The organism is Microbispora sp. KK1-11 (genome assembly GCF_006874435.1).
In the GTDB taxonomy this organism is placed as follows: domain Bacteria; phylum Actinomycetota; class Actinomycetes; order Streptosporangiales; family Streptosporangiaceae; genus Microbispora; species Microbispora catharanthi.
Map to the genome: position 1 here is coordinate 26,677 of NZ_VIRJ01000016.1, position 15,539 is coordinate 42,215.

15 protein-coding genes and 1 pseudogene are annotated in these 15,539 nt (G+C 72.8%); 3 read left to right on the top strand and 13 right to left on the bottom strand.

The window, feature by feature from the left end; genetic code table 11:
- Nucleotides 1-103: 103 nt before the first annotated feature.
- The 10 genes and pseudogenes from FLW16_RS22635 to FLW16_RS22675 all read right to left on the bottom strand — a co-directional run bounded on the left by FLW16_RS22635 (nt 104) and on the right by FLW16_RS22675 (nt 8,428).
- A complete protein-coding gene (locus tag FLW16_RS22635; protein WP_142562125.1) occupies nt 104-790 on the bottom strand; it encodes an inorganic phosphate transporter in 687 nt (228 codons plus the stop codon).
- 108 nt (nt 791-898) lie between these two features.
- Nucleotides 899-2,749: a 3D-(3,5/4)-trihydroxycyclohexane-1,2-dione acylhydrolase (decyclizing) gene (gene iolD, locus FLW16_RS22640; RefSeq protein ID WP_142562126.1), complete on the bottom strand. Its 1,851-nt coding sequence runs from the start codon at nt 2,747-2,749 to the stop codon at nt 899-901.
- On the bottom strand, nt 2,746-3,558 hold the full coding sequence (gene iolB, locus FLW16_RS22645; RefSeq protein WP_142562127.1) for a 5-deoxy-glucuronate isomerase: 813 nt from the start codon (nt 3,556-3,558) through the stop codon (nt 2,746-2,748). Before iolB ends, iolD begins: the two co-directional genes overlap by 4 nt.
- On the bottom strand, nt 3,555-4,430 hold the full coding sequence (locus tag FLW16_RS22650) for a deoxyribose-phosphate aldolase (protein ID WP_142562261.1): 876 nt from the start codon (nt 4,428-4,430) through the stop codon (nt 3,555-3,557). Before FLW16_RS22650 ends, iolB begins: the two co-directional genes overlap by 4 nt.
- A complete protein-coding gene (gene iolC, locus FLW16_RS22655; protein ID WP_142562262.1) occupies nt 4,423-5,430 on the bottom strand; it encodes a 5-dehydro-2-deoxygluconokinase in 1,008 nt (335 codons plus the stop codon). Before iolC ends, FLW16_RS22650 begins: the two co-directional genes overlap by 8 nt.
- Before the next feature lie 35 nt (nt 5,431-5,465).
- A complete protein-coding gene (locus tag FLW16_RS22660) occupies nt 5,466-6,053 on the bottom strand; it encodes a sugar phosphate isomerase/epimerase family protein (protein WP_396686802.1) in 588 nt (195 codons plus the stop codon).
- Between the two features lie 9 nt (nt 6,054-6,062).
- A pseudogene (locus FLW16_RS46230) lies at nt 6,063-6,155 on the bottom strand (inosose dehydratase); the annotation flags it as partial.
- 158 nt (nt 6,156-6,313) lie between these two features.
- Nucleotides 6,314-7,285 (bottom strand): Gfo/Idh/MocA family oxidoreductase, encoded by a 972-nt coding sequence (locus tag FLW16_RS22665; protein WP_142562129.1) that lies wholly within the window; start codon nt 7,283-7,285, stop codon nt 6,314-6,316.
- A 109-nt stretch (nt 7,286-7,394) separates the two neighbouring features.
- Nucleotides 7,395-8,138 carry a GntR family transcriptional regulator gene (locus FLW16_RS22670; RefSeq protein WP_142562130.1) on the bottom strand — a complete coding sequence of 248 codons (744 nt, stop codon included), beginning with the start codon at nt 8,136-8,138 and terminating at the stop codon, nt 7,395-7,397.
- Nucleotides 8,135-8,428, bottom strand: coding sequence for a hypothetical protein (locus FLW16_RS22675; RefSeq protein WP_142562131.1), 294 nt, complete (start codon nt 8,426-8,428; stop codon nt 8,135-8,137). The genes FLW16_RS22670 and FLW16_RS22675 overlap by 4 nt, the downstream gene beginning before the upstream one ends.
- 112 nt (nt 8,429-8,540) lie before the next feature.
- Between FLW16_RS22675 and FLW16_RS22680 the strand changes: the two genes are divergently transcribed.
- The gene (locus FLW16_RS22680; protein ID WP_260615480.1) at nt 8,541-9,020 is read left to right on the top strand and encodes a flavin reductase family protein; all 480 of its coding nucleotides are present in this window, start codon (nt 8,541-8,543) and stop codon (nt 9,018-9,020) included.
- Here the strand turns inward: FLW16_RS22680 and sppA are convergent.
- A complete protein-coding gene (gene sppA / locus FLW16_RS22685) occupies nt 9,002-10,693 on the bottom strand; it encodes a signal peptide peptidase SppA (RefSeq protein WP_142562132.1) in 1,692 nt (563 codons plus the stop codon). The genes FLW16_RS22680 and sppA overlap by 19 nt on opposite strands.
- Nucleotides 10,694-10,784: 91 nt before the next feature.
- Nucleotides 10,785-12,437: a glycosyl hydrolase family 18 protein gene (locus FLW16_RS22690; protein WP_142562133.1), complete on the bottom strand. Its 1,653-nt coding sequence runs from the start codon at nt 12,435-12,437 to the stop codon at nt 10,785-10,787.
- 202 nt (nt 12,438-12,639) lie between these two features.
- Here FLW16_RS22690 and FLW16_RS22695 point away from each other — a divergent pair, with 202 nt between their 5' ends.
- Together FLW16_RS22695 and FLW16_RS22700 are read left to right on the top strand one after the other, a co-directional pair.
- A complete protein-coding gene (locus FLW16_RS22695) occupies nt 12,640-13,782 on the top strand; it encodes a sensor histidine kinase (RefSeq protein ID WP_142562134.1) in 1,143 nt (380 codons plus the stop codon).
- The gene (locus FLW16_RS22700) at nt 13,779-14,465 is read left to right on the top strand and encodes a response regulator transcription factor (RefSeq protein ID WP_142562135.1); all 687 of its coding nucleotides are present in this window, start codon (nt 13,779-13,781) and stop codon (nt 14,463-14,465) included. Before FLW16_RS22695 ends, FLW16_RS22700 begins: the two co-directional genes overlap by 4 nt.
- 34 nt (nt 14,466-14,499) lie before the next feature.
- Here the strand turns inward: FLW16_RS22700 and FLW16_RS22705 are convergent, their stop codons facing one another.
- Nucleotides 14,500-15,435, bottom strand: a complete 936-nt coding sequence (locus FLW16_RS22705) for a LysR family transcriptional regulator (protein ID WP_142562136.1) — start codon at nt 15,433-15,435, stop codon at nt 14,500-14,502.
- Nucleotides 15,436-15,539: the final 104 nt, after the last annotated feature.

Below are 15,539 nucleotides of genomic sequence, written 5' to 3' on the forward strand. Positions count from 1 at the left end.
GTTCGTTCCTCACTCCCTCTCTCCTCAGTCCAGATCGGCGGCGCGCCCCTCCGGCTCGCTCGGGTTGCCCGCTTCGCTCGTCGGGGCGCTTGGTGCCTCCTGGTTATCGGGACAGGGCGAGGTTCACCACGTCGGCGACGGCGCCGTCGGCGCAGGCGCCGACCACGACGTCCGCCGCGGCCCGGACCGTCACGGTGCCGGGGATCGCCAGGTCGGGGAGCGGATCGCCGATCAGCACGCACTTGGTGATCTCATCGGGCGGCAGGGCCGACCAGTCGCCCGGATCGCGCAGGTCGATGCCGTCGCGCCGGGCGTAGTCCCGCAGCTGCGGCATCGTCGTGCACGGCCAGCGCCTCACCTCCGCAGAACGCCACCGGGTAGACGCCCTCGGGAAGGTCGCCGAACATCTCCAGCAGCGTCCGCCACGCGCCCGGCGGCAGGTGACGGGAGCGCAGCACCGCCCCCGTGCCGAGCTCCACCGTACGGGCGCCGTTGTAGAGGATCGCGGCCCCGCTGCCTGCCATCGCACCCTCCGTGCTCCTTCGCTTGCCGCCACGCCGACCACACCGGCCGTGATGGACTGGGTCATGCTCACCGGGCTGCCGAGGGCCGAGCTGCCGAGCACGGCGCCGGTGGCCGCCGTCTCCGCCGAGACGACATGCAGCGGCCGGGTGATGACCAGGCCGCGCCCGAGCCGGGCGCCGACCCGGGAGAGAGCCGCCAGCGCCCCGGCGAGGAAGAGCGCCGCGAGGACGGCCATCCACACCGGCGGGACGTCGACGGGGCCCACCCGGCCGAGGGAAGCGCAGCCCGCGGCCGGTCAGGGTCGCCCCGTCGTTGGCCCCGCTGATCAACGTGAAGAGCACCGCCGCCGCGGCGAACGCGAGCGTCCACCCCATCAGAGGTAGGGCCGCTGGTCACGCTTGGCCTCGTCGTAGCGCTCGCGCGCGGCGCGTGCCTCGGCGAGCCCGGACACCTCGGCCACCGGCACGTCCCACCACGCCTCGGCGCCCGGCGCGGGGCCGGGGACCGTCTCGACGTAGACCACGGTCGTGCGGGGGGACGCGACGGCCTTGGCGAGCGCGGCCCGCAGGGTCTGCGGGTCGGCCGCCGTCAGCACGTCGGCGCCGAGGCTGGCGGCGTTGGCGGCGAGGTCCACCGGCAGCCGCTCCCCGTCGAGCCGGCCGCTCGGTCCGCGCTTGCGGTAGGCGGTGCCGAGCCGGAGCGCGCCGACCGACTCGCTCAGCGCGCCGATCGAGGCGAAGCCCTGGTTGTCGACCAGGACGACGACGAGCTTGACGCCCTCCTGCACGGCGGTGGCGATCTCCTGGGCCATCATCAGGTAGGACCCGTCGCCGACGAGCACGAACACCTCGCGCTCCGGGGCGGCGAGCTTCACCCCCAGCCCTCCGGCGATCTCGTAGCCCATGCAGGAGTAGCCGTACTCGACGTGGTACTGCCCGGGGTCGGAGGCGCGCCAGAGGCGGTGCAGGTCGCCCGGCATCGACCCGGCCGCGTTGACCACCACCCCGCCTGCGGCGACCTCGTTGAGGACGCCGAGCACCACCGGCTGGGTCAGCTCGGTCCCGCCGTAGAACCGGTCGGTCTCGGCCTGCCACGCGGCGGCCAGCTCGGCAGCCCGGCTCGTCCAGTCCGGGTCGGCCCGCCAGTCCACGTCATCCAGCGCCTTCAGGGCCTCGCGGGCGTCGGCGACGAGCGTCTCGGCCGCGTGCTTGGCCGCGTCGAACGCCGCCACGTTGACGTTGAGGAACCGGGCCTGCCGGAACAGCGTCCGCGAGGCGGTGGTGAAGTCGCTGTAGCGGGTGCCGATCCCGATGACCAGGTCGGTCTCGCGGGCCAGGGTGTCGGCCGCGCGGGTCCCGGTGTGCCCGATCGCGCCGACCGCGCACGGATGGTCGTACGGCACCGCGCCCTTGCCGGCCTGGGTCTCGGCCACCGGCACGCCGTGGCGTCCCGCGAAGCGGGCCAGCTCGGCGCAGGCGCCGCTGTACTTGACCCCGCCCCCGGCGACGATCAGCGGGCGGCGCGAGCCGCGCAGCAGCTCGGCGGCCCTGGCCAGGGCGGCGGGTTCGGGGACCGGCCGGGCGACGTGCCAGACCCTGCGGGCGAACAGCTCCTCTGGCCAGTCGTACGCCTCGGCCTGCACGTCCTGCGGCAGCGCCAGCGTCACCGCGCCGGTCTCGGCGGGGTCGGTGAGCACCCGCATGGCCCCCAGCAGCGCCGCCGGAAGCTGCTCGGGCCGGTTGACCCGGTCCCAGAAGCGGCTGACGGGCCTGAGGCAGTCGTTGACGCTGACGTCGTACGACCGGGGGTCCTCCAGCTCCTGGAGCACCGGCGAGGCGACCCGGGTGGCGAACAGGTCGCCGGGCAGCAGCAGCACCGGCAGCCGGTTGATCGTGGCCAGCGCGGCCCCGGTGACCATGTTGGTCGCGCCCGGCCCGATCGAGCTGGTGCAGGCGAGCGTGGACAGGCGGTCGGACTGCCGGGCGTAGCCGGCGGCCGTGTGCACCATCGCCTGCTCGTTGCGGGCCAGGTAGTAGGGCAGCGGGTCGTGGGTGCCCGCGCCCTGCTCGGCCAGGGCCTGGCCGATGCCCGCGACGTTGCCGTGCCCGAAGATGCCCACGCACCCGGCGATCAGCCGGTGCTCCACGCCGTCGCGCTCGGTCCACTGCTGCGCGAGGAAGCGCACCAGCGCCTGCGCCACCGTGAGCCTCGTCGTGTTCGTCATGACACACCTCCCAGCCGGGGATCGACGGGCTGTCCGGCCCACGAGTCGCGGATCCACGCGTGCCTGGGATCGTCGGAGAAGGCCATGGACCGCTTGTCCGCCGGGCCGGCCAGGACGTTCAGGTAGTAGAGGTCGTAGCCGGGCGCGGCCATCGACGGGCCGTGGTAGCCGTGCGGGACGAGCACCACGTCGCCCGCCGACACCTCGGCCAGCGTCTCGTGGGTGCCGTACACCCGCTGGTAGCCGGGGCCGCCCTCGAAGTAGTAGATCTCCTCGAGCACCGCCTCGTGCTCCGACGGCGTGTCGTGCTTGTGGGGCGGATAGGACGACCAGTTGCCGCCCGGCGTGATCACCTCGACCGCCACCAGCTTGTCGCAGTCGAACGCCTCCGGGGAGCAGAAGTTGTCGACCTGACGGCTCGCCTGCCCCGCGCCCCTGATCTCCACCGGCACGGCGTCGGCCGGGCCGTACCTGATGGGGAAGCGGCGGGCGGCCCGGGCGGCCGGGAGCGCGATCCTGCCCCTGCCGGTGATCGTGACCCGGGCGTCGATCGGCAGGTACGCGAAGTCGGTCGGCCCGGAGAACACCGAGGGGCGTCCGGTGAGCGACAGCCGCAGGCCGTCGGCGACGACGTCGCACGCCCCCGACAGCGGCAGGACCAGCATCTCCTCCTCACCGGTGGACAGCTCCACCGGCCGGTCCGCCAGGTCCACGACCCGCAGCCCGGCGTACGTCCAGCCCGCGGCCTCGGGCGTGATCTCGACGTCCCAGGGGCCGGAGGCGGCCGTGCCGTGGGGAATGTAGGTCATGTGGTCTCCAGCAGGGTGACCGCGGCGTCCACGGCCGCCGCGACGTCGTCGTCCGGTGGGTAGAGCAGCGCACGCCCCGCGACCAGTCCGCGGACGCCCGGCAGGCGCAGGGCCTTGCTCCAGGAGTCCCAGATCTCGTCGGAACTGGGCTCGCCGCCGAGCAGCAGGACGGGCAGCGTCGTGGCCTCCAGGACGCGGTCCATGTCCTCGGTCACCGGGAGCTTGAGCCAGGTGTGGGCGGAGGTCGCCCCAAGCCCCTGGCCGACGCTGATGGCGCGGATCATCGCCTCGGGCGACAGGTCGTGCCGCACCACGCCCCCGACGCGATGGGACCAGAACGGCTCGATCATCGCCATCAGGCCGTGCCGCGCGAGCTGGGTGACGGCCTGCCCGCAGCTCGCCAGCGTGGCGACGGTCGCGTGGTCCTCCAGCCCGATGCGGCAGAGCATCTTGCCGCCGTCGAAGCCCATCGCCGCGAGCGAGTCGGCGTCGTAGGCGGTGAAGCGGTCGTCGAACTCGAACGCCGCGCCCTGGACGCCGCCCCGGTTCATCGAGCCGATCACGATCTTGTCGTCGAGGGCGCCGAGCAGCAGCAGGTCGTCCATGATGTCGGGAGTGGCGAGCAGCCCGTCCACGCCGGGCCGGGCCAGGGCGGTCGTCAGCCGGTCGAGCAGGCTGATCCGGCTCTCCATCGCCATCGGGCGTCCGGCCACGCCGAGCGCGCCCCGGGCCGGGTGGTCGGCCGCGATGATCAGCAGCCGGCCGCGCTCGCTCAGCAGCGGACGGCGCCTGCGGGCCGCGGCCGCCTCGGCCACCCGCTCCGGGTGCCAGGCCCGGTCGTCCAGCAGGCGGCGGTAGTCCTCCTCACGCATGCCCGGCGTCCCCCCTTCCTGCTTCTCCACGAGGGGCGTCCCCCTGGATGACGTTCCCCGGGTCCGGGGGGAGTCCCCGTGCGGAACCCCGTGTCACGACGGTCTCGATCTCGCCGAGGGTCGGCATCGCCGGAGCGCAGGCCAGCCGGCCGGCGACGATCGCGCCCGCGGCGTTGGCGAACCGCAGCGTCCGCTCCAGCGGCCAGCCCGCGAGCAGCGCGTGGCACAGCGCTCCGCCGAAGGCGTCCCCGGCGCCCAGCCCGTTGACCACCTCGACGTCGACGGGCGGCACCTCGGCCGTCTCGCCTGCCGTTATGCCCAGCACTCCCGCAGAGCCCCGCTTGATGATCGCGAGTTCGACCCCGGCGTCGAGCAGGGCCCGGCCGGCCGCCTCGGGATCGCGCAGGCCGGTGGCCACCTCGGCCTCGTCGAGGTTGCCGACCGCGACCGTCACGTGGTCGAGCGCCTCGCGCACGTGCCGCCGGGCCGTGCGCGGGTCGGGCCAGAACATCGGCCGGTAGTCGAGGTCGAGCACGGTGTGCGGGGCGCGTCCCCGGGCCTTCAGCGCCGTCAGGTGCGCACCGCGCGACGGCTCGTCCGACAGCCCGGTCACGGTCGTCCACAGCAGTGCCGCGCCGGTGACGGCGGCCAGGTCGAGCTCGGCGGGGAGGATCTCCAGATCGGGGGCCTTGGGCCAGCGGTAGAAGTACAGCGGGAAGTCCTCAGGCGGCCGGATCTCGCAGAACGTCACGGGGGTCGGCAGGCCGGGCACCGCGGTCACGTAGCGGTCGTCCACGCCGTACTCGCGCAGCGCGTCGTGCACGAACCGCCCGAACGGGTCGGCGCCGGTGCGGGTGATCACGGCGCTGCGGCGGCCCAGACGGGAGGCGGCCACGGCCACGTTGGTCGGGCTGCCGCCCAGGTATTTGCCGAAGGTCGACACCTGCCGCAGGGAGACCCCGACCTGCAGCGGGTAGAGGTCCACCCCGACCCGCCCCATGGTCAGCACCTCCGGCGCCGCCGTCTCAGTGCCGGTCACGCGTCCTCCGGGGAGGCCAGGCCCGTGAGGTAGGCCAGGCTCGCGCGCACGTCCGCCAGAGGGTCGGCGTCGGCCGACGTGAGGATCACGTCCTGCTCCATGACGTACCAGCCGGTGTAGCCGGCGGCCGTCAGGCCGGAGACGATGCCCGCCACGTCGACGTCGCCGCGGCCGAGCGGACGGTACATCCCGGCCCGCACCGCGTCGGTGTAGGCGAGCTCGCTCGCTCTGACCCGCCCGGCGAGGTCCGCGTCGACGTCCTTGAGATGCGCGTGGGCGATCCGCTCGGGGGCCTTCCTGACGACGTCGAGCGGGTCGGCGCCGCCCGCCAGCAGGTGCCCGGTGTCCAGGCAGAGGGAGACGGCCGCGCCCTCGAGGACCCGCTCCACCTCCTCGCCGGTCTCGACCATGGTGCCCACGTGGGGGTGCAGGGTGACCAGGTGGGAGATCTCCCGGTCGATGCGGTCGAGGTTGGACAGCAGCGTCCGCCAGCCCTCGTCGTCCAGGGCGGGGCGTCCGTCGTAGCCGTCCACCCCGGTCGCGGCGGCCAGCACGACCACCGCGTCCGCCTCGAAGGCGGCCACCGTGTCCCGCAGGGCGGGCAGCGGGTCGTGCGCCGGATCGTGCAGGACGACCGGGACGAAGCCGCCGATCGCGCGCAGGCCGTAGCCGCCGAGCAGGGCGGTGCGGCGGTCCGGCTCCGGCGGCAGGAACCCGTCCGGGCCCAGCTCGGTGGCGGTCAGCCCGAGCGCGGCCATCTCGGCCAGCACACGCTCAGGGGTGAGCTGGTGGCCCCAGCCGGGCACCTCGCAGACCCCCCAGGAGATGGGAGCGGCGGCGATCCTCATTTGGTCACCTCCACCACGCGGACGGGACGGTCGGTCCGGCGGGACAGGTCCGCCGCCTCGGCCACGTACAGCGCGGCCAGGGCGTCGCGGACCGTGCAGGGGCTTTCCCCCTCGCCCCGCGCCGCCTCAAGGAATGCGGTCATCTCCGTGACGTACGCCTCCTCGAACCTGGCCTGGAAGTCCGGCCAGGGGTCGCCGTCCGGCGTGAAGCCCTCGGCCGAGCGCAGCGGGGTGCGCCCGCCGAGCCCCGCCGCCCAGGCGCCGCGGGTGCCGGCCAGCTCCATCCGCACGTCGTAGCCCGCGCCGTTGTAGCGCGAGCCCTGCAGGGTGGCCAGCGTGCCGTCGTCCATCGTCAGGATCGCGGCGCTGGTGTCCACGTCGCCCGCCTCGGCGAAATACTCCTCGCCGCGGTTGGCGCCGGTCGCGTAGACCGTGTCCACCTCGCGCCCGGTGACCCAGCGCAGGATGTCGAAGTCGTGGATGTGGCAGTCGCGGAAGATGCCGCCGGACAACGGGATGTAGCCGGCGGGCGGCGGCGCGGGATCGGCGGTGATCAGGTGGACGCGGTGCAGCACGCCCAGGTCGCCGGAGCGCAGCGCGTCGCGGGCGGCCAGGTAGCCCGCGTCGAAGCGGCGCTGGAAGCCGATATGCACGACGGCGCCGGTGCGCTCGACGGTCTCGGCGACCCGCAGCGTCTCCTCCACCGTGGGCGCCGCCGGCTTCTCGCAGAACGCCGGGACGCCCAGCTCACAGGCGCGTTCGAGCGCCTCCGCGTGGGTGGTCGTCGGAGTCGCGATCACCACGGCGTCGGCGTCGAAGGGGTCGCCGACCGTCGCGGACAGCCGTGCCGCCACCTCCTCCGCCCGGCTCCGGTCCACGTCGGAGACCACCAGCTCGTCCGCGACACCGGCAAGGGTGGCGGCATGGAAGACGCCTATGCGGCCAAGGCCCAGCAAACCCACACGCATGTGTCAGCTCCTCGTCCAGAGGCCTCCAGTTCTAGATGAGCGGCAGGTAAAGGTCAAGAGTTTGTCCTGACATTCGGATGAACTATCATCCCGATGAGAAAAGCGTGACTCAGCGCTCGACGAGGGTGACCTCAAGGGAATAGTGCGAGGCTCGATACACGTGTGAGCCGTGCTCGACCGCCCGGCCCTGGTCGTCGTACGTGGTGCGGACCATCGTGAGCAGCGGGCAGCCGCGCCGCTCCTCCAGTAACCGGGCCTCCGCCGGGGTGGCCGCGCGGGCGCCGATGCGCTGGTGCGCCACCCGCATCCGGATGCCGGTCTGGCGCAGCATCTCGTAGAGCCCGCGTTCCACCAGCGACTCGGACGTCAGCGGGGCCAGCCCGAGCGGCAGCCAGTTGTGCAGCAGGGCGAGCGGCTCTCCCATGGCGAACCTGATCCGCTCCAGCCGCAGCACCTCCGTGCCCGGTTCGACGTGCAGGGCCACCGCGACCTCCTCCTCGGCCGGTACGGTGTCCAGGGACAGCACCCGGGTCTCCGGCTCCTGGCCGGCCCTGCGGAGGTCGTCGTACAGGCTGGTGAGCTCGACCGCGCGCTTCACCTGGCCGTGCACGATCTGGGTGCCGACGCCGCGCTTGCGGACGACGAGGCCCTTGTCCACGAGGAACTGGATCGCCTGGCGGATGGTGGGGCGGGAGAGGCCGAGTTGCTCGGCGAGTTGGATCTCGTTGTCCAGCCGGGAGCCGGGGGGCAGCTTGCCGGCCTGGATGGCCTCCGTGATCCGCTCGGCCACCTGGAAGTAGAGGGGCACGGGGCTCGACCTGTCGAGGTCGATGTCCAATCTGGTGACTGTCACGAATCGACGGTATCTGACATCAGAATGTCTTGACCAATGCCACGGGGGGCCGAGTCGTGGGGGTCCACCCAGATGGCGGGGTCGTCGCCGTTGGCGTTGCCGCCGGCCTCGTCGTCGTACAGGGCGGGGGTCTCCACCTGCGGGTACACGGTGGCGACGCCGCTGCTCGACGTGGGGACCGCCGCCCCGCCTACGAGGGAGATCGTCAGGGTGGCGAGGAACGGCCCGGACAGGGGACGCAGCGCGCCTCCTCGGTTGGGGGATGATGTCGCCTCGACCGTAAAGACCAATTAACACCAATTCGATAGGTCATGCTTATGTCATGACGTATTCACCAGCACTGCGGTTGCGCGTCCCGGTCCCCGATGGCACAGTCGCACGCCGAAGGGAAGGAGTGCCGACGTGGGACTGTTCACCGAGGCCATGGGGCAGCTGGCCGCGGGCGTGGCGGTCGTGACGGTCAAGGACGACCGCGACGACCTGGGCACGACGGTCGCGACCCTGATGTCGGTGTCGCTCGACCCGCCGCTCGTGCTGATCAGCCTCGACTCGGCCGGATATCTCGCCGAGGTGCTGCTGCGCAGGGACCGCTGGGCCGCGAGCGTCCTCGCTGACGGCCAGCAGGCGGTCGCCTCCAGGTTCGCCGCGGCCGGACGGCCGGGCGCCCGGCTCCTGCTGGCCGGGGTCGCCCACCACCGCGGCGCGCACAGCGAGGCGCTGGTCGTGGAGCGCGGGGTGGCGGCGATCGAGGCCGAGACGATCCAGGTCGTCCCGGCCGGCGATCACACGCTGTTCATCGGGGAGGTCCTCGGCGTCGACTACGTCGACGCCTCCAAGGCCCCGCTCGTACGGCTGCGCTCCCGCTACCGGATCGTCCAGTAGCCCGGCAGCACGAGCGGGCCGTACGCCGGGAGGCCGAGCTGCCCGGCCATGCGCGCCAGCGGCCCCCACGCCTCCAGGCGCACCCGGGCGAGCGCGGCCGACTTGTCCTCGCTGGACTCCGGCGGGCGCAGCCGCTCCAGCGGGTGCATGCGCGGATAGGTCCGTACGGGGGCGTCGCCGGCCAGCCCGGCCCGGCGGCGGGCCAGGGCGAGGGCGTCCTCCAGGCCGCCGAGCTCGTCGGCGAGACCGGCCGCCCTGGCGTCGGCGCCGGTCCACACACGGCCCCTGGCCAGCTCGTGCGCCCGCTCCTTGGTGAGGTTGCGGCCCTGCGCCACCTTGCCCACGAAGTCGTCGTAGATGCGGTCGAGCCAGGCGTTCACCCGCTCCCACTGGTCGTCGGAGAACGCGGTGGACGGCGAGAACATCCCGGCGTTGGCGCCCTCGGCGACCGACTCGGTCACCACGCCGAGCTTGCCGAGCAGCTCGCCGACGACGGGCTTGCCGCCGAACACGCCGATCGAGCCGGTCAGCGTGCCCGGCTGGGCCACGATCACGTCGGCGGCCATCGACACGAAGTAGCCGCCGGAGGCCGCCACGTCGCCCATCGACACGATGACCGGCTTGCCCGCCCGGCGCGCCAGCACGACCTCCCGCCAGATCGCGTCGGAGGCGACGTACGACCCGCCGGGGCTGTCCACGCGGAACACGATGGCCTTGACCTTCTCGTCCCTGCGGGCCGAGCGCAGGGCGGCGCAGATGGTGTCGGAGCCCATGGCGCCCCCGCCGCCCAGCGGTGAGCGGCCGCTGCGCCCGAGACGGATCATGCCGTTGCCGTGGACCAGGGCGACCGTGGCCGCTCCGGGGTGGGGGAGCCTGCCGGACAGCGCGCTCTTGGCGTACCGCGACACGTAGAGCAGGTGCGCGCCCTCGTCGACGGTCTCGGCGTAGACCTCGTCGCGATATTTCAGCTCGTCCACGAGCCCGGCCTCGACGGCCTCCGACCCGATGAACGGGCCCTGGTCGATCAGCTCGCGCACCCGCTTGGGGTCGAGGCCGCGGCCCTCGGCGACGCCGGCGACGATCTGCTCGGTGACCGACTCGGCGATGCGCCCGGCCGACTCGCGGTGGGCGTCGGTCATGTGGTTCTGGGTGAAGGTGTTGGCCGCGGTCTTGTACTCGTGCCGCTGGCCGATCTGATACTCCACGCCGGCCTTGGCGAGCGCGTCACGCAGGAACCGCTGCTCAAGCGCCACCCCGGTCAGGCCCACGTCACCGGAGGGCTGGAGGTAGACCCGCTCGAAGGCGCTGGCCAGGTAGTAGGGGACGGTGCCGGCGCCGAACTCGCCGAACGTCTCGGCGAACGCGACGGTCCGCTTGCCCGCGGCGCGCAGCTTGACCACGGCCGTGCGCAGCTCCTGCACCATGCCGAGGCCGAGGGGGTTGCCGCCGATCTTGACGATCAGCGCGGTGACGCGAGGGTCCTTGCGGGCGCGGCGCAGGCCCGACAGCACCTCGGCGAGGCGCGCCTTGCGCATGGACAGCAGGGCGGTGACGGGGTCGGCGGGCGGGCCTTCCGACAGGCCTTCGGTCAGGTCAAGTTCCAGCACGAGCGGCGCGGTGCGGCGCTGCCGCAGCTTGCCGACCGTTTCTACGATCGTCCTCGTCGCGTCCATAAATGCCACCATAAGCGAAGGTTTCGCCGGGATGGCCGGATGACAGAGCCCCCGCGCGAGACGCGCGGGGGCCCCGATCGGTTCGAAGCGGTTACTTCAGGCCGTTGGACATCGCGTTTATCAGCTCACCGTTGGAGGTGTCGCCGCTGAACTCCCAGAAGAAGGCTCCGCCGAGACCCTGGTTCTTGGCGTAGGTCATCTTGCCGCCGATCGTGGCGGGGGTGTCGTAGCTCCACCAGTTCGAGCCGCACTTGGCGTAGGCGGTGCCGGCGACCGTGCCGGTGGCCGGGCAGCTGGTCTTGAGGACCTTGTAGTCCTCGATGCCCGCCTCGTACGTGCCGAGCGCGGCGCCGGTGGCGGTGCCGCCGGGGGCGTCCTGGGTGACGCCGGTCCAGCCGCGGCCGTAGAAGCCGATGCCCAGCAGGATCTTGTTCGCCGGGACGCCCAGGCTCTTCAGCTTCTGCACCGCGTTGTCGCTGTAGAAGCCCGCGACCGGGATGCCGGAGTAGGACGTGAGCGGCGAGTGCGGAGCCGTCGGGCCCTTGGCGTCCCAGGCGCCGAAGAAGTCGTAGGTCATGACGTTGTACCAGTCGACGTACTGCGACGCGCCGCCGTAGTCGGCGAGGTCCATCTTGCCGCCGGAGTTGCCGTCGGCGGTGATCGCCGCGGTGATCAGGTAGTCCTTGCCGAACTTGGCGCGCAGCGCGGCCATGAGGTTCCTGAACGCCGCAGGGCCGCTGCTGTCACAGCTGAGGCCGCAGGCGTTCGGGTACTCCCAGTCGATGTCGATGCCGTCGAACACGTCCGCCCAGCGCGGGTCCTCGACCAGGTTGTAGCAGGAGTTCGCGAACGCGGTGGGGTTGGCCGCCGCCTGCCCGAAGCCGCCCGACCAGGTCCAGCCGCCGAAGGAGTAAAGGATCTTGATGTTCGGGTACATCGCCTTGAGCTTGCGCAGCTGGTTGAACGCGCCGCGCAGCGCGTTGGGGTTGTCCCAGGTGTCGGCCTTGCCGTCCACGCTGTTGGCCGTGGTGTAGGCCATGTCGTAGTCGGCGTAGGAGTCGCCGATCGCGCACTGGCCGTTGGTCACGTTGCCGAAGGCGTAGTTGATGTGGGTGAGCTTGGCGGCCGAGCCGCTGCTCACGATGTTCTTCACGAAGTACTGCCGGCCGTAGACGCCCCAGTCGGTGAAGTAGCCCATCACCTTCTTGCCGCCGGGCGGCGGGGGCGTGCTCGGGCTCGCCGAGGGCGATGCCGAGGGCGATGCGGAGGGAGACGCCGAGGGAGACGCGGACGGCGAGGCCGACGGGCTGGGGCTCGGGCTCTTGCTCGGGCTGGCCGAGGGGGAGGCGGTCGGCCCGCCGGTGCAGGGCGCGCCGTTCAGCGTGCAGTTCAGCGGGGTCGAGCCGCCGGGCGCGCCGACGAAGCCGAAGCTCGCCGAGGCGCCCGCCGCGAGACCGCCGCTCCAGGAGGGGTTCTTGAACGTGTAGTGGTTGCCGCTCTTGGTCATGGTGGCGTCCCAGGCCGAGCTGATCGTCGCGCCCGAGGGCATGTCGACCTCGACGGTCCAGCTCGGCAGGGCGTCCGACCCGGCCTTCACGGTGAACTTGCCCTGGAAGCCGGATCCCCAGTCGGAGTCGACGGCGTACGTGGCGGTGGCGGGGGTGGCGGCGGTCGCGGTCCCGAGCGCGAGCGGCGCGAGTAACGCGGCGCCCGCGATCACGGACCCTAGGAGGATCTTTCGCAACGGAGCTCCTGCTCTTGGGGGGTAAAGGACAGGAAAGTTTCCTATTAGTTAGGAGAGTAAGCACAGACCGCGAAGGGGTCAACGCCCTCGCTCCCCACTAAGCGTCGTTTAAGCCTCCGCTAAGGTCGCCCCGCCCCCGGCGACAGGACAGTCCCCCACTTGGGGGCGGCGCGGCGGGCGCCGGCTCTCGTACCATGATTCGGTGCACGGCTTCGTCCGCTCCGTGTGGTACGAGCCCCGTCCCCCCGATCCACCCGTACGGGTGTGGCGGGACTGGGCGCTCGTCGGGGTGCTCGTACCGCTCGCGGTGCTCGAAGGGGTGCTGCGTCCGGACCTTCCGTGGCGGCTCTTCGCGGTGGCCGTCACCGTCGGACTGGTGCCCACCCTGCTGTGGCGGCGCACCAGGCCCCTGGCGATGCTCGCGATCTGCTTCGTCGCCACGGGTGTGATCCCGATCCTCGTGACCGGTACGACGCTCGACACGTACACGCTGGGATACATGCTGATCCTGCCCTACGCGGTGTTCCGGTGGGGGTCGGGCAGGGAGATCGTGGCCGGCTTGGGGATCATGCTCACCGCCGCCGGTCTGTCCGCGCTCGTCGACCACGCCGCTCTGCCCGACGTGGTCGGGCCGTTCGCCGTCATGCTGGCGACCACCAGCCTGGGCGGCGTGTTCCGCTATCGGGCCGGGGCGAGGATGCGCGAGCTCGACCAGGTCAAGCTGCTGATGCGCGAGCAGCTCGCCCGCGACCTGCACGACACGGTCGCGCACCACGTCTCCGCGATGGCCATCCGCGCACAGGCGGGGCTCGCCACGGCGGCGTCGCGTCCGGACTCCGCCGCCGAGGCCCTCCGCGTGATCGAGGCCGAGGCGGCACGGGCCCTCGACGAGATGCGCGCCATCGTCCGCGTCCTGCGCCGGGACCGGCCGGCGGAGCTGACCCCCGGGCGGCGCATCGCCGAGCTCGAAGGGCTCGCGAGCCGGGGCGGCTCCCACCATCCGGCGGTCGAGGTGGAGATATCGGGTGACCTGGACGGCCTGTCGGCGTCGGTCGAGTCCGCGGTCTACCGCATCGCCCAGGAGGCGGTGACCAACGCCGTACGGCACGCGCGCCGCGCCACCCGGGTCGAGGTGCGCGTCGCCGCCGACGACACGGCGGTGCGCCTGTGCGTGCGCGACGACGGCGACGGGGGCTCCACCCGCCCGGCCGCGCAGCCGGGATACGGGATCATCGGCATGAGCGAGCGCGCGAACCTGCTCGGCGGCACGTGCGTGGCCGGCCCGGACCGCGATCGGGGGTGGACGGTGACCGCGATGCTTCCCCGGGCCGGGGCCGCGACATGAGCGAGCGGAGCGAGCGAGTCGGCGGGCACGGCGTCCGGGTGCTGATCGCCGACGACCAGGAGATCGTCCGCACCGGGCTCTCGATGATCCTCGACGCCCAGCCGGACATCGAGGTCGTCGCCACGGCCGCCGACGGGCGGCGGGCCGTCGAGCTCGCGCGGCGCCTTCGCCCCGACGTGTGCCTGTTCGACATCCGCATGCCCGGGACCGACGGCATCGAGGCGACCCGGTCCCTCGCCGGACCGGACGTCGCCGACCCCCTCGCCGTCGTCGTCATCACCACGTTCGACCTCGACGAGTACGTCTACGCCGCGCTGAGAGCCGGAGCCCGGGGTTTCCTGTTGAAGAACGCCGGCGCCGACATGCTCGCGCAGGCCGTGCACGCCGCCGCCGGCGGCGAAGCCCTCATCGCCCCGAGCGTCACCGCGCGGCTGCTCGGGGCCTTCGCCCGCGCCGCTCCCGCCACGTCACCCGCGCAGCCCATCGAGGCGCTCACCTACCGGGAGGAGCAGATCCTCGCCGCCGTGGCGCGCGGCCGGACCAACGTGGAGATCTCCGCTGAGCTCCACATCTCGCTCAGCACGGTCAAGACCCACGTCGCCAGCCTGATGGCCAAGCTCGGCGCCCGCAACCGGGTGGAGATCGCCATCTGGGCCTACGAGACCGGCCGGGTCAGGAGCTGACCGGGGTCCCGGCTCCGGCGCGAGGCGGCGGCGTTCAGCGCGAGATCGCCCAGTCCGGCACCCAGGTCCCGGCGGCGTCGTGGCCGGCCGCCGTGGCGGCGAGGTGGGCGCGGAGGATGGGCAGCGCGGGGTGGGGATTGTCGCGGTGCCACAGGAGCGAGTGCGGGTAGACGGGGGTGGGGTCGGTCACCGGGATGCGCCGCAGGCCGTGGCCGGCGGGCCAGACGAGGCGGGTCTGCCCGCCCATGAAGGTGGCCAGCGCCGGGGTGTCGGCGATGGTGTCGAGGAGCGCGTCGGAGCCGAAGTTGGGACCGGTCGCCTCGATGGTGAGGCCGAACTCGGCGACGAGGTCGTCGTAGTAGGCGGTCCACTCGGTGCCGGGGACGAGGCCGGGCATCCAGATCCGGTGCCCGGCGAGCTGGGCGACGGTCACCGAACGGGCGCCGGCCAGCGCGTGGGCGGGGCCGATGAGGAGCTGGAGCGGCTCGTCGAGCACCCGGACGGACTCGATCTCCTCGGGAAGGGGCCGGCCGGGCATGGTGACGGCGCGGAAGGACGCGTCGATCGCACCGGACCGGATGGCGGCGACGGCCCTCTCGATGTCGAACAGCATCACCACGTCGAGGTCGATCTCGGGGTGCGCGCGGTGGAAGCCGCGCATCAGGCCCGAGGCCGCGCTGCGCGAGGTGAGCATGTCGACGCGCAGCGGACGGCGGCCGGTGCGCACGGACGCGACCGCGCGCTCGGCGGCGCGCAGCAGTTCCCGGGCGTGGGGCAGGAACGCCTGCCCGTCGATGGTGAGCTCGGCGCCGCGCGGCGTGCGGGTGAACAGCCGCACGCCGAGGTCGCGCTCCAGCGCGGCGATGCGCTTGGAGACGGCCTGCTGGGTGACCGCCAGCTCGGCGGCGGCCTCCTGGAACTGCCCCGCGTCGGCGACGGCGACGAAGGTCCTGACGGTGTCGAGGTCCATGCGGACACCCTACGGATACAACCGTCGGTTGTGCCGGGGCGGCCTTGCGGTTGTTTGATCTCCGGGCACGCTGCTCGCTTTGATGCTTCCGATCGCGGATCGGT

Excerpts from the sequence above, each read along its gene's own strand:
- FLW16_RS22650 (WP_142562261.1), bottom strand. The coding sequence starts at position 4,430 with ATGCGTGAGGAGGACTACCGCCGCCTGCTGGACGACCGGGCCTGGCAC.
- sppA (WP_142562132.1), bottom strand. The coding sequence starts at position 10,693 with ATGGACGCGACGAGGACGATCGTAGAAACGGTCGGCAAGCTGCGGCAG.
- FLW16_RS22665 (WP_142562129.1), bottom strand. The coding sequence starts at position 7,285 with ATGCGTGTGGGTTTGCTGGGCCTTGGCCGCATAGGCGTCTTCCATGCC.
- FLW16_RS22700 (WP_142562135.1), top strand. The coding sequence starts at position 13,779 with ATGAGCGAGCGGAGCGAGCGAGTCGGCGGGCACGGCGTCCGGGTGCTG.
- iolD (WP_142562126.1), bottom strand. The coding sequence starts at position 2,749 with ATGACGAACACGACGAGGCTCACGGTGGCGCAGGCGCTGGTGCGCTTC.
- FLW16_RS22705 (WP_142562136.1), bottom strand. The coding sequence starts at position 15,435 with ATGGACCTCGACACCGTCAGGACCTTCGTCGCCGTCGCCGACGCGGGG.
- iolB (WP_142562127.1), bottom strand. The coding sequence starts at position 3,558 with ATGACCTACATTCCCCACGGCACGGCCGCCTCCGGCCCCTGGGACGTC.
- iolC (WP_142562262.1), bottom strand. The coding sequence starts at position 5,430 with ATGGGGCGGGTCGGGGTGGACCTCTACCCGCTGCAGGTCGGGGTCTCC.